This is a genomic window from Mycolicibacterium houstonense, from assembly GCF_900078665.2.
Classification (GTDB): domain Bacteria; phylum Actinomycetota; class Actinomycetes; order Mycobacteriales; family Mycobacteriaceae; genus Mycobacterium; species Mycobacterium houstonense.
In genome coordinates this window covers 332702-358399 of sequence record NZ_LT546207.1, presented here as the reverse complement: position 1 = coordinate 358399, position 25698 = coordinate 332702, and the positions used below count along the sequence as shown (strand labels likewise).

Below are 25698 nucleotides of genomic sequence, written 5' to 3'. Positions count from 1 at the left end.
CACTGTTGTCCATGCGTGTGTCGCACGAGACAAGCTGTCTCGCCCAGCGAGACTTGAGGCCTGATCCCTTCGGGCGCCGGTCGTACCGTTTGCGCCATGAAGCAAGCCAATCCGCGACGCGCCCGACTAGCCGCCAGAGTCCACCGGTTTCGGGTGATCGCCCGAAGCATCGCTGTGCTCCGCGAGTCGGGATTGTCCGGAGGAGCTGCCGACGGAATCCGGCAGGCGAAGCTGGTCCGCCAATTCGGCGGATTCGCCGCCGTCATCGAGAGCGCCGCCACCCGCGACCCCAACGCCATCGCCATCACCGACGAATGGGGCGACGTCACGTTCGCCCAGCTCAACGAACGGGTGAACGCGCTCACCCGGGCCTGGAACGCCCGCGGCATCGGGCCGGGCTCAGTCATCGCGGCGCTCTGCCGGGACCACCGCGGACTGGTCACCATCCTGGCTGCGACGGGCAAGGTCGGTGCGCAATTGCTGTTGATGAACACCGGTTTCGCCAAGCCGCAGCTCGCCGACGTCGCGGCCCGCGAGAAGGTCAACGTCCTGGTCTACGACGAGGAGTTCACCGATCTGGTCAGCGCCATCGACCCCGGGGTGCGCCGGTTCCTGGCCTGGACGCAGGCGCGTTCGACCTCCGATGTCGAGGGTTCGCTGGAAGGCCTGATCGCCGCCACCTCCCCCGCGCCGGTGGCCGCCCCGGCCAAACCCGGCGGCATGACCCTGTTGACCAGCGGCACCACCGGCACGCCCAAGGGGGCCCCGCGCGGTAAGACCTCTCCCCTGTTCTCGGCGCAGTTGCTCGACCGGGTACCGCGCCGGCGCGGTCAGACCTGCATGCTGGCCGCGCCAATGTTCCACGGCACCGGGCTGGGCCAGGCCGTGCTGTCGCTGGCCCTGGGCAACCGCCTGGTGCTGCGCCGCAAGTTCGATCCCGAGGCGACGCTGCGCGCGGTGCAGAACCACCGGTGCGACGTGCTGGTCGTGGTGCCCACGATGCTGCAGCGAATCCTGGCCCTGCCCAAGGATGTTCGCGATGCCTACGACACATCGTCGCTCAAGATCATCTTCGTCTCGGGCTCGGCGATGTCACCGGATCTGGTCGAGCGCACTCTCGCCGAATTCGGCCCCGTGCTCTACAACCTCTACGGATCGACCGAACTCGCGGTGATGACCGTCGCGATGCCCGAAGACCTGCAACACGATCCCCGCACCGCCGGCCGCGCGCCGGTCGGATGTGCGGTTCGCCTGTACGACTCGGCGGGCAAGGAGATCACCGAACCAGGCGTGATCGGCCGGATCTTCGCCGGCAGCGACGTGAGCTTCGCCGGCTACACCGACGGTCGCACCAAGGAGTCCATCGACGGACTGCAGAGCAGCGGCGACGTCGGCCACTTCGACGAGACCGGGCGCCTGTACGTGGACGGCCGCGACGACGACATGGTGATCTGCGGCGGCGAGAACGTCTATCCGCTCGAGGTGGAGAACCTCATCAACGGCCATGCCGATGTCGACGAGGCAGCCGTGATCGGGGTCAGCGACGACGATTTCGGCCAGCGGCTCAACGCCTACGTGGTGCTGGTCGACGGGGCCACCACGACCCCCGACGACATCAAGGACTACGTGCGGGCGAATCTGGCCCGATACAAGGTCCCCCGGGACGTCGAGTTCCTCAGCAGACTTCCCCGCAACGCCACCGGCAAGGTGCTGCGCGGCGAGCTGACGGGAGGCGCCAAGTGAGCGATTCGGACACCATGAAGCGCGAGGTCGCCAACCGGATGGGTGACGCGTTCGCCCCGATCGCCGAGGGTGTCCTCGATCCGATCGCCGCTGCGGCGGAGGTGCGCGCCCGGTTGAAGGCCAGCCGCCGTCCCGCCAAACCCGTTGCGGTGGCCAACGTCGAGGACCGTGTCATCCCGGGTCCCGCCACCGACATTCCGGTGCGGATCTACCATCCGCTCGACGCGGTGGACTCCCGCATCGACACTGCCGCCGGCCTACCTGTCCTCGTCTACTTCCACGGCGGTGGCTTCGTGTTGTGTGACCTCGACTCGCACGACTCCTGCTGCCGCAGGCTCGCCAACGGCATCGGCGCGATCGTGGTGTCGGTCGACTACCGCCTCGCACCGGAGCACCCGTACCCGGCCGCGGTCGAAGATGCCTGGGCGGCAACCGAATGGGTGGCCGGCCACGCCGCTGAACTCGGCGCCGATCCGGCCCGGCTGGTGGTCGCGGGCGACAGCGCAGGCGGCAACCTCGCCGCCGTGGTGGCGATGACGGCCCGCGACCGTGGCGGCCCGGCCATCGCGTTCCAGGTGCTGATCTATCCCGTCGTCGACCAGCGGCGCAAGTCGTCGTTGTCCAGCCCGCACACCAAGAGCGGAGTGCTCACCGCCGAGCACATGCAGTGGTTCACCGCGCAGTACCTCGGCCGCGACGGCGACCGCGCCGCCGTGTCGGCATCGCCGATTCTCGGTGACATGACCGGGCTCCCGGACGGACACGTGCTGACCGGTGCCCTGGATCCGCTGTGCGAGGAGGGCGAGGAATACGCCCGCATGCTCGCCGCGGGCGGCGCGAAAGTCAGCGTGCGGCGCTACGAGCGTGGCTTCCACGGATTCTTCAACCTCGCCGACCATCTCCCGGCCGCGGCAGAGGCCACCGAAGACGTGTGCGCCGTCGTCCGCGCCGCCGTGCACCCCGAGAACTGATCGACCACATCACTTTCCGAACTTCTGAAAGGCACCCCATGGAGCTGAGAAACACCCGCGCCCTCGTCACCGGCGCCAGCCGCGGGCTGGGCAAGAGCATCGCCGAAGTGCTGGCCGCGCGCGGCGTCGACGTGGCACTGGTGGCCCGTAACGGCGACGCGCTCGAGCTGCTGGCCAAGGAGCTCGACGGCAAGGCGTATCCGACCGATCTGGGCGACCCGGCAGCGGTGGAGACTCTGATCGACCGCATCGAGGCCGACGGGCCGGTGGACATCGTGATCAACAACGCGGGTATCGACCATGTCGGCCGGTTCCACCAGGTCAGCCCCGAGCAGATCCGCGATCTGCTGCAGGTCAATCTCGCTGCACCGATGGAGATCTGCCGTCAGGTGATACCGCGGATGGTCCAGCGTGGACGCGGCCACATCGTCAACGTGTCGTCGATGGGCGCGATCTCGCAGGGCCCCGGACTGACCCTGTACGGCACGTCGAAGGCCGGGCTGAGCCATTTCACCGCCGGTATCCGGGGCGAACTCCGGGGCAAGCCGGTGGGCACCACGCTGGTCCAGATCGGCGAGGTCAAGACCGACATGATCGATCACATCCGGGCCTTCGGCCCGGCCCGGCGCACCATCGAGCGGTCCATCCGGTGGCGGATGATCCCGCGCGAATCCCTGTGCCCGGTGGCGGTTTCCGAGGCCATAGCCGAGGCCATTCAGCACAACCGCAGGCATGTCATCCTGCCGCGCAACATCGTCGCGATGGCCAAGTTCACCGAATTCCCGCGCCGGGTCTCCGAACTCATGCTCACCGGCATCGACCAGGACCGCGACTGATGGCCGGGGTCGATCTGTCCGGCAAGGTAGCGATCGTCACCGGCGCGGCCCGCGGACAGGGTGAGGCCGAGGCGCGGTTGTTCGCCACACTGGGCGCCAAGGTGGTGCTGACCGACCTCCTCGTCGAGGAGGGCGGACGGGTCGCCGAGACCATCGGTGCCGCCGCCCGCTTCGTCCGCCATGACGTCGCCAACGAAGGTGACTGGCGGACAGTGGTCGACACCGCGATCGCCGAGTTCGGCCGGCTGGATGTGCTGGTGAACAACGCCGCCATCTGCAAGGTGGTGCCGCTGGCCGAGCAGGACGCTCCCGGATTCGAGCAGATGCTGCGGGTCAACCTGATCGGCGCGTTCCTCGGCATGCAGGCGGTCACCGAACCCATGAAGGCTGCCGGCGGCGGATCGATCGTCAACATCTCGTCGCAGGCCGGCGTGCAGGGGCTTGCCGGCTACACGGCGTACGGTGCGTCCAAATGGGGCCTGCGCGGCATGTCCAAGGTCGCGGCAATCGAGTTGGGTCCCTTGGGCATTCGCGTCAACACCGTCTACCCCGGCATGATCGACACGCCGATGATCGCCCACCTCGACGTCCACCGCGGACTCGGTGGGCACCCGGGGGCACCGCTGACCCGCGTCGGCACTCCCGACGAGGTCGCCGAGGTCGTGGCATTCCTGGCGTCGGATGCCTCGTCGTACATCACCGGCGCCGATCTGACCGTCGACGGCGGCGCGAGTGCGGGCCGGATTCCGGTCACGCCGGTGCCCACCGACTGAGTTCGGGTCGGCACGGCAGGAACCGCACATCGGGCCGTCGGTTGCGCTCCGCGACGCTCGCCGAGCGCAACCGACGTCAGGCCACTGCACTCACTGCCCGGGCAGCACCAGGATCTTGACGTGCGCTTCGGGGTCGCGCAGCGCCGTGAACGCGTCCCCCAGGCCGTCGAGGCCGACCCGGCCGGTGATGATCGCCTCGGCGTCGATCTCGCCGTCGGCCAACCGTTTCAGCACCGTCTCGTAGGCCTCGTGGTAGGGCCCATGGCCGAAGTTGATCGCGATCTGCCGGAACTGTGCGACCACCGGGATGATCGTCTCCTCCCCGAAAGGTGAGGCCACGACCTGGATCCGGGAGCCGAACGGGAGGGTGTGGGTCAGCCTGTCGAGCGTGCCGACCCGGCCGCTGCACTCATAGGCGATCAGGATTCCGCTCCCGCCACAGCCTTCCATGAGCATCGAGTTCCACAGTTCGATGGGGTCCTGCTCGTCGGGGTCCACCACGATGTCGGCGCCCATCTTGAGCGCCAGTTCGCGGCGCTTGGGCGACGGCTCGGAAGCGATCACCGTGTGCGCACCGTGCGCCTTGGCGGCCAGGATCGTGCCGAGACCGATCGAGCCACAACCGATCACGAGGGCGGCGTCAGCCTCGGTCAGGCCCGACTGCTGGACATGCATCTCGCCGACGTGCAGCGGTTCGGCGAGCGTCGCGTGCTCGAGCGACAACCCGTCGGGCACCTTGCGCACCCAGAACGCGTCGACGACGATCGTCTCCCCGAAGGCTCCGTGGTAGTCGTTGGAATAGCCGATGATCGTCGGCATGCCATTGGCCTCGGTGGCCACCCCGATTCCGGCGACTCGGTCGCCCACCTCGAAATCGGTGACATCCGAACCACATTCGACGACGGTCCCGGCGTACTCATGCCCGAGCACCACCGGCTTGCTGTGATCGAACACCGCGAACGGGTAGCCGGCGCCCGCGGCCACCTCGACGAACCGGCAGGGATCCTTGGACATGCTCAGGTCGCTGCCGCAGATGCCGCAGGCCGCAACCTTGATACGCAGCTGACCGGGGCCCGTGGCCGGCGGCTCGTCGACGTCGGTGACGGTGAACCGGCCCTCGAAGTACTTCGCCGCGCGCATCAGGCGCCCTGCCCGGCGAGCTGGTCGGCCGGCCGGCCGTAGTAGTCCGTGTGCGCCTTGGTGATGGCCCCGATCAGACCGCCGAGCAGGTATTCCGAATTGTCCTCGGCGAACTGCAGACTGGCCTGCCGGCCCGCGTTGCGGTTCTTGAAGTGCGGGATGACCTCGGAGGCGAACAGCTCGTAGCTACGTAGGGTGTCATCCCAGCTCGCCATGTCGACATGCATGATCAGCAGCGTCCCGAATCCGCCGGTCTTCTCGATGAGCCGCTCGATCTGCGCGATCGCGTCTTCGGGGGTGCCGATGATGACCTGCCCGAACTCACCGAGATTGTCGGTGCGCCACTGATTGATGATGCCCTCGGGAGTCTGCGCCCAGTCCGGTCTGATGCCCTGCTGCCGGTTGACGTACTCGGCGATGGCGTGGATCCGGCGGCTGACCGCCCGTTCGGCCTCGGCGCGGGTCTCGGCGATGAAGATCGGATTGACCAGCCGCCAGGTGGAGCGGTCGGCCCGGAACCCGTTCTCGGCCGAAACCTTCTCATATACACCCCAGTTGCGGTCGAGTACCTCGAAACCGCTGGGCGAGCTGGCGGCCAGCGACAGCAGGGACAGACCGTGCGTTCCGGCGAGCACCGAGCCGTTCGGGGAGATGGTCGACGCGGTCGCCACCTCGATACCCGCCGGATCGTATGTGGGCAGCTGGGCCCGGGCGTCGCGCAGGGTGAACCAGTCGGTCTCCATGTTGACGACCTCGCCGCGCAGCAGCTTCAGCACCGCCTCCAGCGCTTCGCCCTGCATGCGGCGCTGATCGATCGGGTCGATCCCCATCATGTGCGCGTCCAGCGGGATCTTGCCCGGCCCGGTGCCCACGATCAGCCTGCCGCGGGTCTGCAGGTCGAGCTGGGTGATGCGGTCGGCGGTGACGAGCGGATGGTGGTACGGCAGTGACATCACGCCGGTGCCGAACCGGAGCCGCTCGGTGCGTTCGGCCGCGGCGGCGATGAAAACATCTGGGGCCGGGACGATCTCAGAGCCCGTCGAGTGATGCTCGCCCATCCAGGCCTCATCGAAGCCGAGGTGGTCGAGATGCTGCATCAGGTCGATGTCGCGGCGGAGCTGTAGTGCCGGGTCGGCGTTGAGGGGGTGATAGGGCGCCAGGAACGCGCCGAACTTGATCGAACTCGCTTTCCACATGAACCGGACCCTATCTGGAGCGAATGATTGGATCAAGTGATCCATAAATTCCCTCGCGCGAAACCCCGCACGATGCGCTTGGATCGGTCAGGAACCGAGTAGTCGATCGACCCCGCCGACAACGAAACTCACCAGGTCTTCGTAGAAGTCCCGGAGCTCCGTCTCGGACAACCGGCTGCCGCCGCGCCGCCATTCGTCGGCGCGACTCAAGGCCTGGATGAAGTTCATGATCGAGATCGCCCAGCGCAGCTCGAGGCGCGCCGGATCGGAATCCGGGAATGCGCGCTGCACCTGGGCGAACAGTTCGTCGGGCAGGCGCTGCTCGGTATCGAGCAACACCGGATGGTTCTCCTGTGAGATCTGCGCGATGATCTTGATCCACCGCATGCCCCGGACCCGGTGGCGCAGCAGCAGTTTCAGGTACGGCTCGGTGACCGCGCGCACCAGCGCGTCGGGGCTCGGCGGGGTGTCATCACCCGCGAGCGCGGCCATGTTGGCCGCGATCTCGTCGCGCACCGGGGCACCGACATCGGTCAGCACCGCACGCAACAGCTCGTCCTTGGAACCGAAGTGGTAGTGCACCGAGGCGGCCCCCAGGCCGGCCGCCGCATTGACCGCACGTACCGACACCGCGTCCACCCCCTGGGTGGCGAACAGGCGCTCGGCAGCCTTCACCAGACGCAGCCGGGTGGCCGCGCCCTGCCGATTCTGGGCCGTGCCGGACACGCGATGAGCATGTCACGCGTCGCGCACCGCCCCGCGCTGTGCGTTACGAACGCGGCGTGTCGCCCGGGGGTGGCATGAACCGCCCGTCAGCGTCGGGCAGGTAGGCCGTGGTGGACGTCACCGCAGCCACCGGCAGCGGCCCGTACAGGTGCGGGAACAACATCGCGTCCGGGTCCGTTGGCACACCGGGTTCCCAGCGCACCGGATCCGACAGCTTCGCCGGATCGATGTGCAGCAGGACCAGGTCACGGCGCCCGGGGTACAGCCGGTTCGCCGGCAGATGTACCTGTTCGGGGGTCGAGAGATGCACGAACCCCTGCGTGGGCAGTGAGTCCGGCCGCAGTTCGCCGCTGTGCTGGGCCGCCGCCCAGTCGTCGGCGCTGCACATGTGAACCAGGACAAGCGACGGAGGCATGACCGATGCTTACCGCCGGCTCGCCGGGCCAGCAACACCGCCGGCGAGTGAGACACGACACACCGGTGAACCCTTGGGGAACAAGGCCGGAATCCAAAACGTCTGACAGAGTAGAGATACGCAGTCCCGGCGCCTTTGCCGGGATGCGCAGAGCAGAAGACGGAGGAGCCATGAACGCAACTCTGACAAGCCCGGAGCTAACCAGAGCCGACCGCTGCGACCGTTGTGGTGCGGCCGCACGGGTGCGCGCCAAGCTGCCCTCGGGAGCCGAGCTGCTCTTCTGCCAGCACCACGCCAATGAACACGAAGCCAAGCTGATCCAGCTGGCGGCCGTGCTGGAAACCAGCCCGGCAGACGCCTGACGGTCGACACCGCCATCGGAGACCACCCGCCTGGGCAGGAGCACGTTTCGTCAGTAATGCTTGACTGGTCATGACTGGCCAGCCACTTCCAGTACCACCATCACGCCACCACATCTGGCACATCACTCGACGCACGTTGTCGAAGAGCTGGGACGACTCCATCTTCTCGGAGTCGGCACAGGCGGCGTTCTGGTGCGCGTTGTCACTGCCTCCCCTACTGCTGGGGATGCTCGGCAGCCTGGCCTACATCGCGCCGTTGTTCGGGCCGGACACCCTGCCGACGATCCAGGATCAGCTGATCAACGCGGCGAACAGCTTCTTCTCGCCCAATGTCGTCAACGAGATCATCGAGCCGACGATCCGTGACATCGTGCGAGGAGCCCGTGGCGAGGTGGTGTCGGTGGGCTTCGTGATCTCGCTGTGGGCCGGCTCGTCGGCGGTGTCGGCGTTCGTCGACTCCATCGTCGAGGCCCACGATCAGACCCCGTTGCGCCATCCGGTGCGACAGCGCTTCTACGCACTGGGTCTCTACGTGGTCATGCTGGTCTTCGCGATCGCGATGGCACCGCTGCTGGCACTGGGACCGCGCGCGATCTCCGAGCACATCCCCGACAGCTGGGACAACGTGCTGCGTTACGGCTACTACCCGGCGTTGTTCCTGGCCGTGCTGGTCGGCGTGACGATCCTGTACCGGGTGTCACTGCCCGCGCCGATCCCGACGCACCGCCTGGTGCTCGGCGCGGTGCTGGCGACCGTGGTGTTCCTGGTCGCCACCTTCGGGCTCCGGATCTACCTGACCTGGATCACCAGCACCGGCTACACCTACGGCGCACTGGCCACGCCGATCGCGTTCTTGTTGTTCGCGTTCTTCCTGGGGTTCGCCATCATGTTCGGCGCCGAACTCAACGCCGCGATCCAAGAGGAGTGGCCCGCTTCGGACACCCACGCCAGGAGACTGCGGGAATGGCTGGAGGTGAAGGCGCTCAACGGCACCGCCAACGGCACCGTCAGCGACTCCGAGGGCGGCGGCCAGACACCGGCCGCCACCCCGGTGCCCGAGCCCGTCGAACCGTCTCGGCAGCCGCCTACTTCTTGAGCTGCTCGTAGATCTTCTTGCAGTCCGGGCACACCGGGGAGCCCGGCTTGGGCGACTTCGTCACCGGGAACACCTCGCCGCACAGCGCAACCACATGCGTACCCATGACGGCGCTCTCGGCGATCTTGTCCTTCTTGACGTAATGAAAGAACTTGGGGCTGTCGTCGTCGGTCCCGTCGTCGACGCGTTCGTCGGTGTCCGGGCGCTCGATGGTCTGGGTCTGCATGTTTTCCATTGTGCCTGGCTGCGGTGCACAGGGAAATCCAGCTGTCACGGCCCGGCAGCGATGTGGAACAGTAGAGGCATGAAACAAAGCCATGAGCTGAGTTTCAACGACGATTCCGGCGACGATTTCGGCGCTGAAGCCCGCCCAGTCCTCATCACCCGTGCCGCCCCCGCCTACGAGGAGCAGCATCGGCAACGCGTCCGCAAGTACCTGACGTTGATGGCATTCCGGATCCCGGCTCTCATCCTGGCCGCCGTCGCCTACAACATCTGGCAGAACGGGCTCATCTCGCTCGCCATCATCCTGGTCTCGATCCCGCTGCCCTGGATGGCGGTGCTGATCGCCAACGACCGTCCCCCGCGACGGGCCGAGGAGCCGCGCCGTTACTCCGGGCACGGGAACCGGATCCCGCTGTTCCCCACCGCGGAGCGGCCGGCGTTACAGAGTGAATGGGTTATGCCACCGCAACCGGACGCGGCGCGGTCCGACCACGATGCCCCCAGCTGAGCGGCTTCTTTAGCCATTCTCAGGACATTCTCAGGTCAGCTCGGAAAAACTGCAGCTCAACGGGCATGAATCCGCGGATCGGCGGGAACTCTCATGACGCCTACGACGTTGTAGGTCATGACAGTTCGAGCCGATCAGGAGGCCGTCATGGCAAATGCCACCACAAGCCGCGTCGACAGTGATCTGGACGCCCAGAGCCCTGCCGCCGACCTCGTGCGCGTGTATCTGAACGGCATCGGCAAAACGGCGTTGCTCAACGCCGCCGATGAGGTAGAGCTCGCCAAGCGCATCGAGGCAGGCTTGTACGCCCAGCATGTGCTGAACACCAAGAAGCGCCTGGGCGAGAACCGCAAGCGGGATCTGGCCGCGGTGGTCCGCGACGGCGAGGCCGCGCGCCGGCACCTGCTCGAGGCCAACCTGCGCCTGGTGGTGTCGCTGGCCAAGCGCTACACCGGCCGGGGCATGCCACTGCTGGACCTGATCCAGGAGGGCAACCTGGGTCTGATCCGGGCGATGGAGAAGTTCGACTACACCAAGGGCTTCAAGTTCTCCACGTACGCCACCTGGTGGATCCGCCAGGCCATCACCCGCGGGATGGCCGACCAGAGCCGCACCATCCGGCTTCCCGTCCACTTGGTCGAGCAGGTCAACAAGCTGGCCCGGATCAAGCGCGAGATGCACCAGAACCTGGGCCGTGAGGCCACCGACGAGGAACTGGCCGAGGAGTCGGGCATCCCGGTCGAGAAGATCAACGACCTGCTGGAGCACAGCCGCGACCCGGTGAGCCTGGACATGCCGGTCGGAACCGACGAGGAGGCGCCGCTGGGCGACTTCATCGAGGACTCCGAGGCGATGTCGGCCGAGAACGCGGTCATCTCCGAGCTGCTGCACACCGACATCCGCCACGTGCTCGCCACCCTCGACGAGCGCGAGCAGCAGGTGATCCGGTTGCGGTTCGGCCTCGATGACGGCCAGCCCCGCACCCTGGACCAGATCGGCAAGCTGTTCGGTCTGTCCCGCGAGCGGGTCCGCCAGATCGAGCGTGAGGTGATGGCCAAGCTCCGCAACGGCGAGCGTGCCGACCGGCTCCGCTCCTACGCCAGCTAGTCGTACCGAGCTCATCGATGTGCCCCGCCGGGTCCCCGGCGGGGCACATCGCGTATCCGGGCCCCGTCCTGTGGTTTTGCCACCCGATGTGACGTGCCCGACGCCCCGATGTTGCGCCGCAGTTCAAACGCCGGAAACGGTAGACTGTGCGTTGACGTTTGGGCTGGGAAGGCGCGCATGAACGATCTGGTCGACACCACCGAGATGTACCTACGGACGATCTACGACCTCGAGGAAGAGGGCGTGGTGCCGTTGCGTGCCCGTATCGCCGAGCGGCTCGACCAGAGCGGCCCGACGGTCAGCCAGACGGTGTCGCGGATGGAACGCGACGGTCTGCTGCATGTCGCCGGTGACCGGCACCTGGAATTGACCGACAAGGGCCGCGCCCTCGCGGTCGCGGTGATGCGCAAGCATCGCCTGGCCGAGCGGTTGCTCGTCGATGTGATCGGGCTGCCGTGGGAGGACGTCCACGCCGAGGCCTGCCGCTGGGAGCACGTCATGAGCGAGGACGTCGAGCGGCGCCTGGTTCAGGTGCTCGACAACCCGACCACTTCTCCGTTCGGCAATCCCATCCCCGGTTTGTCGGACCTCGGAGTCGGCTCGGCCGGTTTCGATGACGTCAGCCTGGTCCGGCTCACCGAGCTCCCGGTCGGGCTGCCGGTGGCCGTGGTGGTGCGTCAGCTGACCGAGCACGTTCAGGGCGACACCGAACTCATCGGCCGGCTCAAGGACGCCGGCGTGGTGCCGAATGCGAGGGTCACCGTCGAGGCCAACGATCACGGTGGCGTGATGATCGTGATCCCCGGGCACGAGCAGGTCGAGCTCCCCCATCACATGGCGCACGCGGTCCGCGTCGAAAAGGTCTAGTCACTCAACCCGCCCGCCGGCCCCACCCGCGCCGGGGCGGCAGCTGCACGCCGACCTGCTCGGCCAACCGGTATCCGGTGAGCGCCAGCTCGCGGATGTGATCGGGACGCATTCCCGATTGCAGTGCGGTGTCGAGCATGCCGGCCATCCGATGCGTTGGCCGCGCCGTGAGGGCGGCGTCCAGCGATACCCCGGCCAGCGGGCCGTCCCCGCGGGAGTACGCCGAAAAGGCAAGCAGAACAAGCGCTTCCACGCGCCACGGGTCAGGCAGATTACGGGCCAGCAGCGCCCACAAGGCCTCGGCCTGTTCGGCGCACTCCCCGACAGCCAGGGCGTAGAGCGTGTCGCGAACCCTGGGGTCGGCCAGCCCGAGGGCCAAGCGCACCAGCTCGTCGCGGCCGGGTTGGTCGCCCGTGGCCACCTGCCGGGCCGCGGTCAGCGCGGCCTNATCACCGAGTCGGCCCCGGCCGCCGCCGCGAGTTCAGCGAGGTGCTCGATGCGGCCGGTCATGTCGTCGGCGAGGTCGGCGCGCAGGACACAGCCGAGCTCACCGCGGTCGACGGTGACCAGGACGAGGCTGTCCTGCGGCACGAAACCGAGGACCGCGGGGATGGCGGCGATCAGCGCACCGGGATGGCTGAGATGGAAATCGAAATGGGGGCCGGACGGCGGTGGAGTGGTCATGCGCCGACCGTGCCAACCGGTGCCGTCACCCACCGCGAGCCGAACTGGGCGGCACGGTGGGAATCGCCGCCGCTGGGGATGAATCCGGCTGGGGATAACTCCGGCGACATATGTTCACCGGCTATTCGGCGTCGGCCACATGTGCCGTGCAGGCGACCCCGCGTAGACAGTTGTGCCATGGGTTCGATGCAGGAGTATGACCTCGTCGTCATCGGTTCGGGGCCCGGCGGGCAACGCGCCGCCATCGCCGCGGCGAAGCTCGGTAAGTCCGTCGCGGTGATCGAGCGGGGCATGATGCTCGGCGGAGTGTGCGTCAACACCGGCACCATTCCGTCCAAGACGCTTCGGGAGGCCGTCGTCTACCTGACCGGGATGAGCCAGCGCGAGCTCTACGGCGCGAGCTACCGCGTCAAGGACAAGATCACCCCGGTGGACCTGCTGTCCCGCACCCAGCACGTCATCGGCAAGGAGAACGACGTGGTGCGGTCGCAGCTCATGCGCAACCGGATCGAGCTGTACACCGGGCTCGGGCGGTTCTCCGATGAACACACCATCGTCGTCGAGGACCCCACCCGCGCCGAACTCGTCTCGGTCCGTGGCCGTTTCGTCGTCATCGCCACCGGGACCAAACCGGCCCGGCCGGCCGGGGTGAAGTTCGACGAGGCGCGGGTCCTGGATTCCGACGGCATCCTCGACCTCACGACGCTGCCCGCCTCGATGGTGGTGGTCGGCGCCGGGGTGATCGGCATCGAGTACGCCTCGATGTTCGCCGCGCTTGGCACCAAGGTGACCGTGGTCGAGAAGCGCGACACCATGCTGGAGTTCTGCGATCCCGAGATCATCGAATCGTTGCGGTTCCATCTCCGCGACCTCGCGGTTACGTTCCGGTTCGGCGAGGAGGTGACCGCGGTCGACGTCGGCCCGGCCGGCACGGTGACCACCCTGGCCAGCGGCAAGCAGATCCCCGCCGAGACCGTGATGTACTCGGCCGGGCGCCAGGGCCAGACCGATCAGCTCGACCTGGCCAACGCCGGACTGGAAGCCGACAGCCGCGGCCGCATCTACGTCGACGACAACTTCACCACCAAGGTCGACCACATCTACGCCGTCGGCGACGTCATCGGATTCCCGGCCCTGGCCGCCACGTCGATGGAACAGGGCCGGCTGGCCGCCTACCACGCCTTCGGCGAACCGACCAAGGGCATGATGAGCCTGCAGCCGATCGGCATCTACTCGATTCCCGAGGTGTCCTTCGTCGGGGCCACCGAGGTGGAGCTGACCAAGGACTCGATCCCCTATGAAGTGGGGGTGTCGCGCTACCGCGAACTGGCTCGCGGCCAGATCGCCGGCGATTCCTACGGCATGCTCAAACTGCTGGTGTCCACCGAGGATCTGCGGGTGCTGGGCGTGCACATCTTCGGCACCAACGCCACCGAGATGGTGCACACCGGCCAGGCCGTCATGGGTTGCGGCGGCACCGTCGAATACCTGGTCGACGCCGTGTTCAACTATCCGACGTTCTCGGAGGCCTACAAGGTCGCGGCCCTCGACGTGATGAACAAGCTGCGCGCGCTGAGCCAGTTCCGCGGCTAACAGTCGGAGCCGAGCGCCGCCGGCGCCGCGTCGCCGGGCCCNCGGGGCGGCACGAACCCGCGACGTGGGTATGCGAGACACTGGATACAACGGTGGCAGGCCGTCACAGCGCCCCTGCCGCAACGAGGAGACGAAGCGAGATGACCGACAGCAGCGATACCCCCGAACAGCACTACCAGCCCGACCAGAGCGGCATGTACGAGCTCGAATTCCCGGCGCCGCAGCTTTCGTCGTCGGACGGCCGCGGCCCGGTGCTGATCCACGCCCTGGAGGGGTTCTCCGACGCAGGCCACGCGATCCGGCTCGCCGCCGAGCACCTGAAGGACACCCTCGACACCGAACTGGTGGCCTCCTTCGCCATCGACGAGCTGCTGGACTACCGGTCCCGCAGACCGCTGATGACGTTCAAGACGGACCACTTCACCGGCTACGAGGAGCCCGAGCTCAACCTGTACGCGCTGCACGACAACGTGGGCACGCCGTTTCTGCTGCTGGCCGGGTTGGAGCCCGACCTGCGATGGGAGCGCTTCATCACCGCGGTGCGGCTGCTGTCCGAACAGCTCGGGGTCCGGCGGGTGATCGGGCTGGGCACCATTCCGATGGCGGTGCCGCACACCCGCCCGGTGATGCTCACCGCACACGCCAACGACAAGGAGCTGATCGCCGACCACACGCCGTGGGTCGGGGAGGTCCAGGTGCCGGCCAGTGTGTCCAACCTGCTCGAGTTCCGGATGGCGCAGCACGGCCACGAAGTGGTCGGCTACACCGTGCACGTGCCGCACTATCTGGCGCAGACGGCCTACCCGCCGGCCGCCGAGGCGTTGCTGGCCGAGGTGGCCCGAACAGGTTCGCTGCAACTGCCGCTGGAGAAGCTGTCCGAGGCCGGCGCGGAGGTGTACAGCAAGATCAATGAGCAGGTAGAGGCCAGTGCCGAGGTCGCTCAGGTGGTGACGGGGTTGGAGCGCCAGTACGATGCGTTCGTTGCCGCACAGGAGAATCGGTCTCTGCTGGCGAGGGACGAGGAGCTGCCCAGCGGTGACGAGCTGGGCGCCGAGTTCGAACGGTTCCTCGCCCAGCAGACCGGCGACAAGTACAAAGACGACAAGTACAAGGACGGACGAGACGGGTTCGGCGACGGATTCCCGAACGGCGACAGCCACTCATAGGAGCCCGGTGCCGGGCTGAGAGCGAGGTTGACCACCATGACCGAGCGCAAAACCCATCTGCGAACCGTCCGCGAGCTCACTCCGACGCTCGAATTCCGGACGATTCACGGATACCGGCGGGCGTTCCGGGTAGCCGGCTCCGGGCCGGCGATCCTGTTGATCCACGGCATCGGGGACAACTCGACCACCTGGCACACCGTGCAATCGACGTTGGCGCAGCGGTTCACCGTCATCGCGCCGGACCTGCTGGGCCACGGCAGTTCTGACAAGCCCCGTGCCGACTATTCCGTCGCGGCCTACGCCAACGGCATGCGCGACCTGCTCAGCGTGCTCGACATCGACCGGGTGACCGTGATCGGCCATTCCCTGGGCGGCGGCGTGGCCATGCAGTTCGCCTACCAATTCCCGCAGTTGGTGGACCGTCTCATCCTCGTCGGCGCCGGCGGGGTGACCAAGGACGTCAATGCGGCGTTGCGGGTCGCCTCCCTGCCGATGGGCAGCGAGGCGCTGGCCCTGCTGCGATTGCCCCTGGTGCTGCCGGCGCTGCAGCTCGTCGGCCGCGCCGCGGGCACGGTGCTGGGCTCGACCGGTCTCGGGCAGGACATTCCGGACATGTTGCGCATCCTGGCCGACCTCCCTGAGCCGACCGCATCGTCGGCGTTCGCCCGGACCTTGCGCGCCGTGGTGGATTGGCGTGGCCAGGTGGTGACCATGCTGGACCGCTGTTATCTGACCGAATCCGTTCCGGTCCAGTTGATCTGGGGCTCACGCGATTCGGTCATCCCCGTCAGCCACGCCAAGATGGCACATGCCGCCATGCCCGGTTCCCAGTTGGAGATCTTCCCCGGATCCGGGCATTTCCCGTTTCATGACGACCCCGACCGCTTCGTCGAGGTGGTCGAACGCTTCATCGACTCCACCGATCCATCGGTGTACGACCAGGATCGGCTGCGCCGGCTGTTGCGCACCGGGCGAAGCGATACCGCGATCAGCGGACCGCTCGACACCCAGGTCGCGGTGCTGGACGCGATGGACGCCGACGAGCGCAGCGCGACCTGACCCACCTCACCCCCGACGCGGGTTGATCCACCCGGCGAGGACGCGTCGCAACGTAGCATCGGTCTATGGCCATCGACGTCACCGTGTTACGCGTATTCACCGACTCCGAGGGCAAGTACGGCAATCCCCTTGGTGTCGTTGACAACAGCACCGTCGCACCGGGTGATCGTCAACGCATCGCCGCCGAATTGGGTTACAGCGAAACCGTATTCATCGACCTACCGCAGCCGGGCGGCAGCTCGGCACATGCCCACATCTTCACCCCGGTCGCCGAGATGCCCTTCGCGGGACATCCCACGGTCGGGGCGTCGTGGTGGCTGCGTGACATCGGACGGCCGGTACGCACACTGCAGGTTCCCGCCGGGATCGTTCAGGTCGATTACGACGGCGACCTGGCCGCGGTCAGCGCCCGTTCGGAGTGGGCTCCGGAGTTCGCCATCCACGACCTGTCCTCGACCGACGAACTTTTCGCCGCCGAACCGGACGACTACGCCGACGATGTGGAGAACTACCTGTGGACCTGGCTCGACCGGGATGCCGGCGTGGTGCGGTCCCGGATGTTCGCCGCACACCTGGGTATCCGCGAGGATGAGGCCACCGGCGCGGCGGCCGTGCGGATGACCGACTATCTGAGCCGTGACCTGACGATCGTGCAGGGAAAGGGTTCGGTGATCGAAACCCGATGGAGCCCGGAGGGCTGGGTACGCATCGCCGGCCGCGTCGTCAACGACGGCACCACCCGCCTGGAGTGAGCCGGTGAACTAGGCCTCGGCTCGGTGGGCCCGCAGTGCCTCGATCTCGCGTTCGAAATCCTCGGCCGACGAGAACGAGCGGTACACCGAGGCGAATCGGAGGTAGGCCACCTCATCCAGTTCCCGAAGCGGCCCGAGGATGGCCAAACCGACCTCGTGGCTGGGGATCTCCGGGGTGCCGAGACCACGGACGGCGTCCTCGACCTTCTGCGCCAGCACGTTGAGCGCGTCATCGTCGACCTGCCTGCCCTGGCAGGACCGGCGCACCCCACGGATGACCTTTTCCCGGCTGAACGGTTCGGTCACCCCGCTGCGCTTCACCACGGCCAGCACCGCAGTCTCCACGGTGGTGAACCGCCGGCCGCATTCCGGGCAGGACCGCCGGCGCCGGATGGCCTGGCCCTCGTCGGTCTCGCGGGAATCGACCACACGCGAATCAGGATGACGGCAGAACGGACAGTGCATCACCGCTCCTTCGTCATGCCGCCGGACAACTAGTTCGAGCGCCCTTGAGCGTACCCGCGATGCCCGCGGGAGACTCACCGCCGGGTCCAGTGGTGCGTAGGTGGTCATGCCGCCGCCGGCCAGTGTGACTGCCCGCCAGGACGATTCAACGGCCATCGGGCTGCTCAGCCAACCGGGGCGAGCAGCGTCTGGCCTGCGTCGACCGCGGAGGATTCGAGCTGGTTGAGATCGCGGATCTGCTCGACCACCTGAGAAACGGGGGCATCGGGGGCAACGCGCCGGGCCACCTGATGCAGTGTCTCGCCCGACTTGACCTGCACCACGGCGAGCTCGGTGGGCATCGTGGCCTCGGTACCCAGCACGCCGCCCATTTGGGCCACCAACCCGAGCCACACCGTGATGCCTGCCGCGACCAGCGCCAACAACACCGTGGTCAACGGGGTGATGGGACGGCTGCGATGCGATGCCCGCGACATCAGCACACCCGTGCCGCGGTAGTGGATCGAACCACCGGCCGGCCGCGCGGGCTCCGGCCGCCGGACCCGGCGCACCGGCCNAGGACGTCTTCCCACTCCCCCGTGAGCTGGTCGGCGAGGGCTCGCTGTTCCTGCTCAAGGTGGTGGGCGATTCGATGGTCGACGCCGCGATCTGCGACGGCGACTGGGTGGTGGTGCGCCAGCAGAGCGTGGCCGACAACGGCGACATCGTGGCGGCCATGATCGACGGCGAGGCCACCGTCAAGACCTTCAAGCGCACCCGCGGTCAGGTCTGGCTCATGCCGCACAACCCGGCCTTTGACCCGATCCCGGGCAACGACGCAGCGGTGCTCGGCAAGGTCGTCACCGTGATCCGCAAGATCTGATCCCAGGACCGGGTGGGTGACGCCCCGCCGAGGATCTCAGTCCGCTCGCACGAATCCGTTCGTGCGAGCGAACTCCTCACTGGCGAACCAGATCTCGGCCACCGCATCGTCGTATTCACTGCTGTCGGGTGACCAATACCGGCCGGTCTTGGTGTCGGCCTTGATCGGATAGCCCTCGGGCGCCCGGTTCGGATCGTCCAGCGGCAGGTGGATCGCCGTGGCCGTGGGTATCTCGTCGAGTTCGATCGCGGCGTGACGCCCACTGTGGGCCTCACCGCCGTACGCCTCGGCCTCGGTGATCACACGAGTGGGCGCCGTGTCGACGTTGTCCTGATCGCCGGCCGCCAGGCCACCCAGGGTGGCGAATGCGGATGCCTCGCCGGGACCGGCCCCCGGACTGGCGAGCGCACTGGTGTCGGCCATGTCCTCGTCGGCGAGTTCGGCCTCCAGATCGCCCTGCTCGCCTTCGGCGACCTCCTCGAAGTCGGCGTCGATCGGCTCGTCGAGGTTCTCTTCCTCGTCGAAGTCGTCGTCCTCGAAATCGTCCTCGTAGTCGTCTTCTTCGAAGTCGTCGCCCTCGTAGTCGTCATCGCCGTAGTCGTCGTATCCCTCGGGACCGGCCAGCCGCGACGAATCCTCCGGCGGCTCGTCGTCCTCGCCGGGAGAGCCGTAGCCGCGCGCTGCACCGTGCGGGGCGGCCCACTGACTGACCGGAATGGCCGTGTCGGTCGGACCGTCGTACGGCGATGCGGCGGGCGATTCCTCGGCCGATCCGGCGAAGCGCGCCGTAGCGGGCTCGCCGCCGTACTCGGCGCCATGGTCACGCCCGTACTCGTCCTCGTCGTATCCGCGGGCGCCATAGCGGGCGTCGTCGTATCGGCCGTCGTCATAGTGTGTTTCGCGACCGTCGTCGTAATCGTCGTCGAAGGGGTCGTGATCGAAGTCGTCGTCGTCACCGGCCCGGCGACGGTGCCACAGCGCGGCGCCGACGATCAGGGCCGCCAGCAACAGGACCGGGACCAGGGCGATGAGCCACCACCAGCTCCACCGCCAGGTGAAGGGCTTGTCGGCGTCGGCGCCGGACGGCTGCTGACCGCCGGCCTGGGGCTGGTCGGCCCCGGGGACCTGCAGTCCGCTCAGCTCGGAGGCGAGTTTCGACGGCTCGGTGGTGAACTTGTTGGCGGCGCGGTCCCAGGAGATGGCACCCCCGCTGAACCGCTGGGTGATGACCGTGCCGTCCTCGGTCTGGTCGGCCATCGGGGCACCGAGCGTGCCCTTGGCCCCGCCCAGCTTGTCCCAGGCCGCCTTCATCGCACCCCGGACGATCACGGCGCCGTAATCGGGTGTCCAGAAGATGACGGGGTTGTCCGCCGCGGCGAACGTGCTGATCCGGCTGTTCGGCCCCAGACCGCCCTCGGCCTCGCTGGCCGTCGGGAAGCCCAGATCGCCCTCGGGCCCGCCGACGCTCTCGTACTTCTCCAGCAGCTGGCCGGTGATGGCGTTGGCCCCGGTGGCCGGGGTGTAGAAGATCTTGCCGCCGGCGAAGTTCTGCCCGACGCCGTCGTCGCCGATCGGGTACTGGTCGCCGTCCTTGGCTCCCAACGGTCCCATCGCCCCGCCGGCCGCGCGGCGCGCCATGGCGATCGCCGAGGCCGGGTCCGTCGGCACCTCCAGGCCGGCCAGCTGATCGACCAGCTCCGGTGGAACCGTGGTGAACGCCTTCGTCTTCCGGTTCCAGGAGATCTCGCCACCGGTGAACTTCTGCGAGATCACGTCGCCGTCGAACGACTCGTCTTCGGCGGGCACGCCCAGCACACCGGCNCCCGCTCGTTCGGCAAAGTTCTCTCAGAAATGTCCCGCCCGACAACTCTGCTTCAGCACGTGACGATAACCAAGGAACGCGGCCGATCATGACCAAAAAAGGCGCAATATCCGGGCCAAGCGACCCAGATTTGGGCCTCTCGGCGGGATCACGCGGGGCCGACCCGGGTCATCAGACCCCCAGACTACGTCCGATGATCTCCTTCATGATCTCGGTCGTTCCGCCGTAGATGGTCTGCACGCGCGCGTCCAGGTAGGCCCGCGCGACCGGGTATTCGCGCATGTAGCCGTAGCCGCCGTGCAGTTGCAGGCAGCGGTCGATGAGCTCCACCTGCTTCTCGGTGGAGTACCACTTGGCCATCGCGGCCTGCTCGACGGTGAGCTTCTCGTCGAGGTGCAGCCGGATGAACTCGTCCACCATCATGCGCACCACGGTGGCCTCGGTGGCGAGCTCGGCCAGCAGGAACCGGCTGTTCTGGAAGCTGCCGATCGGCTTGCCGAACGCCTTGCGCTCCTTGGTGTACTGCACCGTCTGCTCCAGCACCGCCTCCATCGCCGCGGCGGCCATGATCGCGATCGAGATGCGCTCCTGCGGCAGGTTCTGCATCAGGTAGACGAAACCCTGACCTTCCTCGCCGAGCAGGTTCTCGACCGGCACCTTGACGTCGGTGAACGACAACTCGGCGGTGTCCTGGGCCTCCAGGCCGATCTTGTCCAGGTGCCTGCCCCGTTCGAAGCCCTCCATGCCGCGCTCCACCACCAGCAGGGAGAAGCCCAGGGCCCCCTTCTCCGGGTCGGTCTGGGCGACGACGATCACCAGGTCGGAGTGGATGCCGTTGGTGATGAAGGTCTTGGACCCGTTGAGGACGTAGTGGTCGCCGTCGCGGACCGCCCGGGTCTTGATGCCCTGCAGGTCGCTGCCTGTGCCCGGCTCGGTCATTGCGATCGCCGTGATCAATTCCCCGGTACAGAACTTGGGCAGCCAGCGCTGCTTCTGCTCCTCGTTGGCCAGCCGCAGCAGGTACGGCGCGACGACGTCGTTGTGCAGGCTGAACCCGATGCCGCTGTAGCGGCCCGCGACGGTCTCCTCGCAGACGATCGTGTTGTAGCGGAAGTCGTCGTTGCCACCGCCGCCGTACTCCTCGGGCACCGCCATGCCGAGAAAGCCCTGCTTACCGGCCTCGAGCCAGACCCCGCGGTCGACGATCTTGTCCTTTTCCCACTGCTCGTGGAACGGCGCGACGTGCTTGTCCAGGAACGCCCGGTACGACTCGCGGAACAACTCGTGTTCGGGCTCGAACAACGTGCGCTCGTACTTCACAACACTGCCCATGGTGTGACCTCCGGTACTGGGTTACGGATTTGGGGCCAACCTATACCAACCGAGTGGTTGGTCAGTCCCGGGGAGGTCGGGTACCGCCCGTAAACTCGGGCCATGCCCCAGTCCCCCGCGAGCCTCGCGCACTGGGGCGCCTTCACCGCCGATGTCACCGACGGCGACATCGCCGCCGTCACCCCGCTCACCGGCGACGCCGATCCCTCTCCCTTGCTGGGCAACCTGCCGGGCTCGATCCGGCACCGCTCACGGATCGCCTGCCCGGCGGTGCGGCGTGGCTGGCTGCGCGACGGCCCCGGCCCCAGCGCCGATCGAGGCGCCGACGAATACGTCGCGGTGTCGTGGGACGAATTGACCGAGTTGCTCGCCGACGAGTTGCGCCGGGTCGTCGACACCCACGGCAACGAGGCGATCTACGGCGGGTCCTACGGCTGGGCCAGCGCCGGGCGCTTCCACCATGCCCAAAGCCAGGTGCACCGGTTCCTGAAGATGCTCGGCGGATACACGTCGTCCCGCCACTCCTACAGCCTCGGTGCCACCGGGGTGATCATGCCCCGGGTGGTCGGCACCCACGACGATCTGTTCAAGCGCTCCACCGACTGGGACGTCATCGCCGAGCACACCGACCTGCTGGTGTGCTTCGGCGGGCTGGCGTTGAAGAACACCGGCACCAATCACGGTGGCACCACGGCACATCCGGCCCGCGATGCCCTGCGCCGGCTACGTGCACGCGGCGGACAGATCGTGTCGCTGAGCCCACTGCGCGACGACGTCGACGGTGACTGCCGATGGCTGGCGCCGGTGCCCGGGACCGACGTGGCGGTGATGCTCGCGCTCGCCTACGTGCTGGCCACCGAGGACCTGGCCGATCGCGATTTCCTCGATACGTACTGCACCGGATACCCGAGGTTCGAGCGCTACCTGCTGGGCCGCGACGACGGTGTCGCCAAGACGCCGCAGTGGGCCGCGGCGCTCAGCGGTCTGCCCGCCGAGGACCTGACTGCACTGGCCCGGCGCATGGCCGCGTCCCGCACGCTGGTCACCGTCAGCTGGTCGCTGCAGCGGGTCCGGCACGGCGAGCAGGCCCCGTGGATGGGCCTGACCCTGGCGGCCATGCTGGGTCAGATCGGTGTTCCCGGAGGAGGTTTCGGCCACGGCTACGGTTCGATGAACGAGCCAGGCCTGCCGCCGCTGCGCTGCCCCCTGCCGGTCCTGCCGCAAGGCCCCAACCCGGTGCAGACCTTCATCCCGGTCGCCGCGGTCACCGACATGCTGCTGCAACCGGGGCAGCCGTTCGACTACAACGGCAGGCTGCTGACCTACCCGGACATCAAATGCGTGTACTGGGCCGGGGGCAACCCGTTCCACCATCACCAGAACATTCCCCGGTTGCGCCGGGCCCTGTCCCGGGTGGACACCATCGTGGTGCACGATCCGTACTGGACGGCGATGGCCAAGCACGCCGACATCGTGGTGCCCTCCACCACCGCCTACGAGCGCGAGGACTACTCCGGATCCCGCAACGACCCGATGCTGGTGGCCATGCCCGCGCTGGCACCGCCGTTCGCCGACTCGCGCGACGACTACACCACGTTCTCGGCACTGGCACACCGGCTCGGATTCGCCGACCGGTTCACCGAAGGCCGCACCGCCCGCGAATGGCTGGTCCACATGTACGAGAAGTGGTCGGCCGGGCTGGATTTCGACGTACCCGCATTCGAGGAGTTCTGGGCCGCCGGGCACCTGCGGCTGCCCACCGAACCGGGCCTGACCCTGCTCGGCGATTTCCGCGCCGACCCGGTCGGGCGCCCGCTGGCCACCCCGAGCGGCCGCATCGAGATCTTCTCCGACGTCATCGACGGATTCGGTTACCCCGACTGTGGTGGGCACCCCCGCTGGTATGAACCGGCGGAGTGGCTCGGCGGTGAGCGGGCGCAGACCTTTCCCCTGCATCTGCTGGCCAATCAGCCCGCAACCCGTCTGCACAGCCAGCTCGACGGCGGCGCCACCAGTCAGTCGTCCAAAGTGCACGGGCGCGAACCGATCCGGATCCACCCGGTGGACGCGGCGGCGCGCGGACTCGCCGACGGCGACGTGGTGCGGGTGTTCAACGACCGCGGGGCCTGCCTGGCCGGGGTGGTGATCGACGACCGGCTGCGGCGCGCGGTGGTGCAACTGGCGACCGGGGCCTGGTACGACCCGGCCGATCCGGCGGACCCCGATTCGATGTGTGTGCACGGCAATCCCAATGTGCTGACCGACGATGTCGGGACCTCTGCGCTGGCTCGTGGGTGCACCGGCGCCCACGTGCTGGTGCAGATCGAGAAATTCACCGGGCCGCTGCCCGCGGTCCGGGCACATCAGCCGCCGGTGCTCCACGCGCGGTAAAGACTTGGCCCGCTGCCACTTCTGTCGTTTGGCCGGTGGCCGATGCAAGCCGGTGCAAAGATCCCTTCAGCGCTGACCGCGGCGTCAGCAGAAGGAGATCCGGGCCGATGCGTTTTTCACCCCGTTCTGCCGCCAGGTCCCTGCTGGTCGGCGCCGTCGCGGTGTCCGGCTCGGTGGCCATCGGTCTCACTCCCGTCGGGACCGCCGCCGTCGGCCTGGTGGTGGCGACGACGCCGCTGGTCGTGCCCGGCACCGGAACCCCGAACCCCCAGGACTCCGACAACTACATGGCCAACGCCGTCGCCTACTACGTCGAACCCAGCGGCAGTTGCGGCGACACCGCCTGTGCGGCCCCGGTCGCGGTCCCCTACATCGCGCAGTTCTGGCCGTTCCCGTTCGCCGGCTGGGGCGGGCTGGAGGGGGCCAAGTGGAACGTCTCGGTGGCCAGCGGGGTCACCCGGCTGACCAGTGAGCTCGTCGGCGCCAACAACCCCAGCGCCGCGCACCCGGTGGTGGTGTTCGGCTATTCGCAGGGCGCCACGGTGGCCGGCATCGTCAAGGGCAACCTGGCTGATCTGACCGACGAGCAGAAACAGAATCTGAGCTTCGTCCTGATCGGCAACCCCAACCGGCCGGACGGCGGGCTGTTCGAACGACTGGCGATCCTGGGCACCGTCCCGATCCTCGACGCGACGTTCGGTCAACCGACCCCGACCGACACCGGCATCGAGACCTGGGACATCGCACTGCAATACGACGGTGTCGCCGATGCACCCTCGTGGGTGCTCAACCCGCTCGCCCTGGCGAACGCGCTCGCCGGCTTCCAGTACGTCCACGGCACCTACCTGGACCCGCGCGGCGACGATCCGGCCACCGCCACCCCGTACGGCTACACGCCCGAACAGGTGCAGGCCGCGATCGAGAACGCCAAGGCGAACTGCAGCGCCGAGACACACTGTCAGAAGGTGGACGGCAGCGACACGTACTACGTCACCCTGCCGGCGAAGACGCTGCCGCTCATGCAGCCGTTCCTCGACCTGGGCGCGGCCACCGGAACGTCCGCGGTGGTGATTCCGCTCGTCGACCTCATCTCTCCGATGGCGCAGACCTTGATCGAAACCGGTTACACCCGCACCGATTACAGCAACCCGACGCCGTTCCAGTTGGTACCGCGGGTCGATCCGGTCAAGCTGGTCGGCGATCTCGTCAACGACGTTCCCGAGGGCATCCGGGCGGCGCTGAACCCGGGCCTGGACCCCTTGCCCGGCTGGACCGACCCGACGCAGTCCGCCGACACCGCGAAAGTGCCTGACAGCGGGGAAGGTTCGCGCGTGCCGGTGAGCACACCCGAGGACGCGAACCTCGCGGTGGTGGCCGAGCCCGACCGTAAGCCGTCGTTGCGGCTGCGCGCGACTCCCGGCCCCAAGGAAGCCCTGTCCACCGCCGAAGACACCAAGACCAGCGGCCCGCAGCGCCCGTCGTCGCGGAAAACGCTCGGCGTCAAGGCCCACCCGGCTCGCGACATCACCAAGTCACTCGGCAAGACCGTGCGCAAGGCGCTCGGCCAGGACAAGTCCGACGACAAATCCGAACCCGCGGCCTGAGGC

Annotated in this window: 24 protein-coding genes and 3 pseudogenes; 16 read left to right on the top strand and 11 right to left on the bottom strand. The window is 67.8% G+C overall.

Annotation, left to right across the window (positions count from 1 at the left end; translation table 11 throughout):
- The first annotated feature begins 96 nt into the window (after positions 1-96).
- Genes BN4332_RS01875 through BN4332_RS01860 form a run of 4 tightly spaced genes read left to right on the top strand, consistent with a single transcriptional unit; the run spans position 97 to position 4323 of the window.
- A complete protein-coding gene (locus tag BN4332_RS01875; protein WP_074132939.1) occupies positions 97-1743 on the top strand; it encodes an AMP-binding protein in 1647 nt (548 codons plus the stop codon).
- Positions 1740-2714, top strand: coding sequence for an alpha/beta hydrolase (locus BN4332_RS01870; protein WP_235653996.1), 975 nt, complete (start codon positions 1740-1742; stop codon positions 2712-2714). Before BN4332_RS01875 ends, BN4332_RS01870 begins: the two co-directional genes overlap by 4 nt.
- Positions 2715-2752: 38 nt before the next feature.
- A complete protein-coding gene (locus tag BN4332_RS01865; RefSeq protein WP_066896823.1) occupies positions 2753-3550 on the top strand; it encodes an SDR family NAD(P)-dependent oxidoreductase in 798 nt (265 codons plus the stop codon).
- A complete protein-coding gene (locus BN4332_RS01860) occupies positions 3550-4323 on the top strand; it encodes a glucose 1-dehydrogenase (RefSeq protein ID WP_066896821.1) in 774 nt (257 codons plus the stop codon). Before BN4332_RS01865 ends, BN4332_RS01860 begins: the two co-directional genes overlap by 1 nt.
- 90 nt (positions 4324-4413) lie before the next feature.
- Here BN4332_RS01860 and BN4332_RS01855 read toward each other — a convergent pair whose 3' ends face one another.
- The 4 genes from BN4332_RS01855 to BN4332_RS01840 all read right to left on the bottom strand — a co-directional run bounded on the left by BN4332_RS01855 (position 4414) and on the right by BN4332_RS01840 (position 7800).
- Positions 4414-5463 carry an alcohol dehydrogenase catalytic domain-containing protein gene (locus tag BN4332_RS01855; RefSeq protein WP_066896819.1) on the bottom strand — a complete coding sequence of 350 codons (1050 nt, stop codon included), beginning with the start codon at positions 5461-5463 and terminating at the stop codon, positions 4414-4416.
- Positions 5463-6659, bottom strand: a complete 1197-nt coding sequence (locus BN4332_RS01850) for an LLM class flavin-dependent oxidoreductase (protein ID WP_066896817.1) — start codon at positions 6657-6659, stop codon at positions 5463-5465. The genes BN4332_RS01855 and BN4332_RS01850 overlap by 1 nt, the downstream gene beginning before the upstream one ends.
- 87 nt (positions 6660-6746) lie before the next feature.
- A complete protein-coding gene (locus tag BN4332_RS01845; RefSeq protein WP_066896815.1) occupies positions 6747-7385 on the bottom strand; it encodes a TetR/AcrR family transcriptional regulator in 639 nt (212 codons plus the stop codon).
- Between the two features lie 43 nt (positions 7386-7428).
- The gene (locus tag BN4332_RS01840; RefSeq protein ID WP_066896813.1) at positions 7429-7800 is read right to left on the bottom strand and encodes a DUF952 domain-containing protein; all 372 of its coding nucleotides are present in this window, start codon (positions 7798-7800) and stop codon (positions 7429-7431) included.
- Between the two features lie 170 nt (positions 7801-7970).
- Here BN4332_RS01840 and BN4332_RS01835 point away from each other — a divergent pair, with 170 nt between their 5' ends.
- Both BN4332_RS01835 and BN4332_RS01830 read left to right on the top strand, forming a co-directional pair.
- Entirely contained in the window at positions 7971-8162 is a 192-nt protein-coding gene (locus BN4332_RS01835; protein ID WP_066896811.1) for a DUF7455 domain-containing protein, read from the top strand.
- Between the two features lie 70 nt (positions 8163-8232).
- Entirely contained in the window at positions 8233-9258 is a 1026-nt protein-coding gene (locus BN4332_RS01830; protein WP_074132938.1) for a YihY/virulence factor BrkB family protein, read from the top strand.
- Here the strand turns inward: BN4332_RS01830 and BN4332_RS01825 are convergent.
- Positions 9248-9484, bottom strand: a complete 237-nt coding sequence (locus BN4332_RS01825) for a DUF3039 domain-containing protein (protein WP_003880577.1) — start codon at positions 9482-9484, stop codon at positions 9248-9250. The genes BN4332_RS01830 and BN4332_RS01825 overlap by 11 nt on opposite strands.
- Positions 9485-9544: 60 nt before the next feature.
- On the opposite strand from BN4332_RS01825, the gene BN4332_RS01820 reads away from it, so the two are divergent.
- The 3 genes from BN4332_RS01820 to BN4332_RS01810 all read left to right on the top strand — a co-directional run bounded on the left by BN4332_RS01820 (position 9545) and on the right by BN4332_RS01810 (position 11965).
- Complete coding sequence (locus tag BN4332_RS01820; protein WP_235653995.1) at positions 9545-9991, top strand: DUF3099 domain-containing protein; 447 nt, start codon at positions 9545-9547, stop codon at positions 9989-9991.
- 117 nt (positions 9992-10108) lie between these two features.
- Positions 10109-11098, top strand: coding sequence for a sigma-70 family RNA polymerase sigma factor SigB (sigB, locus tag BN4332_RS01815; protein ID WP_264076785.1), 990 nt, complete (start codon positions 10109-10111; stop codon positions 11096-11098).
- 177 nt (positions 11099-11275) lie between these two features.
- A complete protein-coding gene (locus BN4332_RS01810; RefSeq protein WP_066896805.1) occupies positions 11276-11965 on the top strand; it encodes an iron-dependent transcriptional repressor DtxR in 690 nt (229 codons plus the stop codon).
- Between the two features lie 4 nt (positions 11966-11969).
- Here the strand turns inward: BN4332_RS01810 and BN4332_RS35330 are convergent.
- Positions 11970-12407 (bottom strand): annotated as a pseudogene (locus BN4332_RS35330) (DUF4192 domain-containing protein); the annotation flags it as partial.
- Positions 12401-12649, bottom strand: coding sequence for a DUF4192 family protein (locus BN4332_RS35325; protein WP_435405142.1), 249 nt, complete (start codon positions 12647-12649; stop codon positions 12401-12403). The gene BN4332_RS35325 and the pseudogene BN4332_RS35330, both read right to left, overlap by 7 nt.
- A gap of 177 nt (positions 12650-12826) precedes the next feature.
- On the opposite strand from BN4332_RS35325, the gene sthA reads away from it, so the two are divergent.
- The 4 genes from sthA (at position 12827) to BN4332_RS01785 (ending at position 17219) form a co-directional block, all read left to right on the top strand.
- Positions 12827-14242, top strand: a complete 1416-nt coding sequence (sthA, locus tag BN4332_RS01800) for a Si-specific NAD(P)(+) transhydrogenase (protein WP_066896799.1) — start codon at positions 12827-12829, stop codon at positions 14240-14242.
- Positions 14243-14382: 140 nt separating this feature from the next.
- Positions 14383-15408 (top strand): proteasome assembly chaperone family protein, encoded by a 1026-nt coding sequence (locus BN4332_RS01795; RefSeq protein WP_066896797.1) that lies wholly within the window; start codon positions 14383-14385, stop codon positions 15406-15408.
- Positions 15409-15444: 36 nt separating this feature from the next.
- The gene (locus BN4332_RS01790) at positions 15445-16467 is read left to right on the top strand and encodes an alpha/beta fold hydrolase (protein ID WP_066896795.1); all 1023 of its coding nucleotides are present in this window, start codon (positions 15445-15447) and stop codon (positions 16465-16467) included.
- Between the two features lie 65 nt (positions 16468-16532).
- Positions 16533-17219 carry a PhzF family protein gene (locus tag BN4332_RS01785; protein ID WP_066896794.1) on the top strand — a complete coding sequence of 229 codons (687 nt, stop codon included), beginning with the start codon at positions 16533-16535 and terminating at the stop codon, positions 17217-17219.
- Between the two features lie 9 nt (positions 17220-17228).
- Here BN4332_RS01785 and nrdR read toward each other — a convergent pair whose 3' ends face one another.
- Entirely contained in the window at positions 17229-17684 is a 456-nt protein-coding gene (nrdR, locus tag BN4332_RS01780; protein ID WP_019348288.1) for a transcriptional regulator NrdR, read from the bottom strand.
- A 164-nt stretch (positions 17685-17848) separates the two neighbouring features.
- Positions 17849-18250 (bottom strand): annotated as a pseudogene (locus BN4332_RS01775) (LysM peptidoglycan-binding domain-containing protein); the annotation flags it as partial.
- Here BN4332_RS01775 and lexA point away from each other — a divergent pair.
- Positions 18136-18546 (top strand): annotated as a pseudogene (gene lexA, locus BN4332_RS01770) (transcriptional repressor LexA); the annotation flags it as partial. The pseudogenes BN4332_RS01775 and lexA overlap by 115 nt on opposite strands.
- Positions 18547-18582: 36 nt before the next feature.
- On the opposite strand, the gene BN4332_RS01765 reads toward lexA, so the two are convergent.
- Both BN4332_RS01765 and BN4332_RS01760 read right to left on the bottom strand, forming a co-directional pair.
- Positions 18583-20352, bottom strand: a complete 1770-nt coding sequence (locus BN4332_RS01765; protein WP_235653994.1) for an LGFP repeat-containing protein — start codon at positions 20350-20352, stop codon at positions 18583-18585.
- 187 nt (positions 20353-20539) lie between these two features.
- Positions 20540-21700 (bottom strand): acyl-CoA dehydrogenase family protein, encoded by a 1161-nt coding sequence (locus BN4332_RS01760; protein WP_066896792.1) that lies wholly within the window; start codon positions 21698-21700, stop codon positions 20540-20542.
- Between the two features lie 102 nt (positions 21701-21802).
- Between BN4332_RS01760 and BN4332_RS01755 the strand changes: the two genes are divergently transcribed.
- Positions 21803-24091, top strand: a complete 2289-nt coding sequence (locus tag BN4332_RS01755; RefSeq protein WP_066896790.1) for a molybdopterin guanine dinucleotide-containing S/N-oxide reductase — start codon at positions 21803-21805, stop codon at positions 24089-24091.
- A 107-nt stretch (positions 24092-24198) separates the two neighbouring features.
- Positions 24199-25695 carry a PE-PPE domain-containing protein gene (locus BN4332_RS01750; RefSeq protein ID WP_066896787.1) on the top strand — a complete coding sequence of 499 codons (1497 nt, stop codon included), beginning with the start codon at positions 24199-24201 and terminating at the stop codon, positions 25693-25695.
- Positions 25696-25698 lie beyond the last annotated feature (3 nt).

What these genes read in the sequence shown, in the direction of transcription:
- BN4332_RS01875 (WP_074132939.1), top strand. Translation starts at nt 97, where the DNA reads ATGAAGCAAGCCAATCCGCGACGCGCCCGACTAGCCGCCAGAGTCCAC.
- BN4332_RS01865 (WP_066896823.1), top strand. Translation starts at nt 2,753, where the DNA reads ATGGAGCTGAGAAACACCCGCGCCCTCGTCACCGGCGCCAGCCGCGGG.
- BN4332_RS01860 (WP_066896821.1), top strand. Translation starts at nt 3,550, where the DNA reads ATGGCCGGGGTCGATCTGTCCGGCAAGGTAGCGATCGTCACCGGCGCG.
- BN4332_RS01855 (WP_066896819.1), bottom strand. Translation starts at nt 5,463, where the DNA reads ATGCGCGCGGCGAAGTACTTCGAGGGCCGGTTCACCGTCACCGACGTC.
- BN4332_RS01850 (WP_066896817.1), bottom strand. Translation starts at nt 6,659, where the DNA reads ATGTGGAAAGCGAGTTCGATCAAGTTCGGCGCGTTCCTGGCGCCCTAT.
- BN4332_RS01840 (WP_066896813.1), bottom strand. Translation starts at nt 7,800, where the DNA reads ATGCCTCCGTCGCTTGTCCTGGTTCACATGTGCAGCGCCGACGACTGG.
- BN4332_RS01835 (WP_066896811.1), top strand. Translation starts at nt 7,971, where the DNA reads ATGAACGCAACTCTGACAAGCCCGGAGCTAACCAGAGCCGACCGCTGC.
- BN4332_RS01830 (WP_074132938.1), top strand. Translation starts at nt 8,233, where the DNA reads ATGACTGGCCAGCCACTTCCAGTACCACCATCACGCCACCACATCTGG.
- BN4332_RS01825 (WP_003880577.1), bottom strand. Translation starts at nt 9,484, where the DNA reads ATGCAGACCCAGACCATCGAGCGCCCGGACACCGACGAACGCGTCGAC.
- BN4332_RS01820 (WP_235653995.1), top strand. Translation starts at nt 9,545, where the DNA reads ATGTGGAACAGTAGAGGCATGAAACAAAGCCATGAGCTGAGTTTCAAC.
- sigB (WP_264076785.1), top strand. Translation starts at nt 10,109, where the DNA reads ATGACAGTTCGAGCCGATCAGGAGGCCGTCATGGCAAATGCCACCACA.
- BN4332_RS01810 (WP_066896805.1), top strand. Translation starts at nt 11,276, where the DNA reads ATGAACGATCTGGTCGACACCACCGAGATGTACCTACGGACGATCTAC.
- sthA (WP_066896799.1), top strand. Translation starts at nt 12,827, where the DNA reads ATGGGTTCGATGCAGGAGTATGACCTCGTCGTCATCGGTTCGGGGCCC.
- BN4332_RS01795 (WP_066896797.1), top strand. Translation starts at nt 14,383, where the DNA reads ATGACCGACAGCAGCGATACCCCCGAACAGCACTACCAGCCCGACCAG.
- BN4332_RS01790 (WP_066896795.1), top strand. Translation starts at nt 15,445, where the DNA reads ATGACCGAGCGCAAAACCCATCTGCGAACCGTCCGCGAGCTCACTCCG.
- BN4332_RS01785 (WP_066896794.1), top strand. Translation starts at nt 16,533, where the DNA reads ATGGCCATCGACGTCACCGTGTTACGCGTATTCACCGACTCCGAGGGC.
- nrdR (WP_019348288.1), bottom strand. Translation starts at nt 17,684, where the DNA reads ATGCACTGTCCGTTCTGCCGTCATCCTGATTCGCGTGTGGTCGATTCC.
- BN4332_RS01760 (WP_066896792.1), bottom strand. Translation starts at nt 21,700, where the DNA reads ATGGGCAGTGTTGTGAAGTACGAGCGCACGTTGTTCGAGCCCGAACAC.
- BN4332_RS01755 (WP_066896790.1), top strand. Translation starts at nt 21,803, where the DNA reads ATGCCCCAGTCCCCCGCGAGCCTCGCGCACTGGGGCGCCTTCACCGCC.
- BN4332_RS01750 (WP_066896787.1), top strand. Translation starts at nt 24,199, where the DNA reads ATGCGTTTTTCACCCCGTTCTGCCGCCAGGTCCCTGCTGGTCGGCGCC.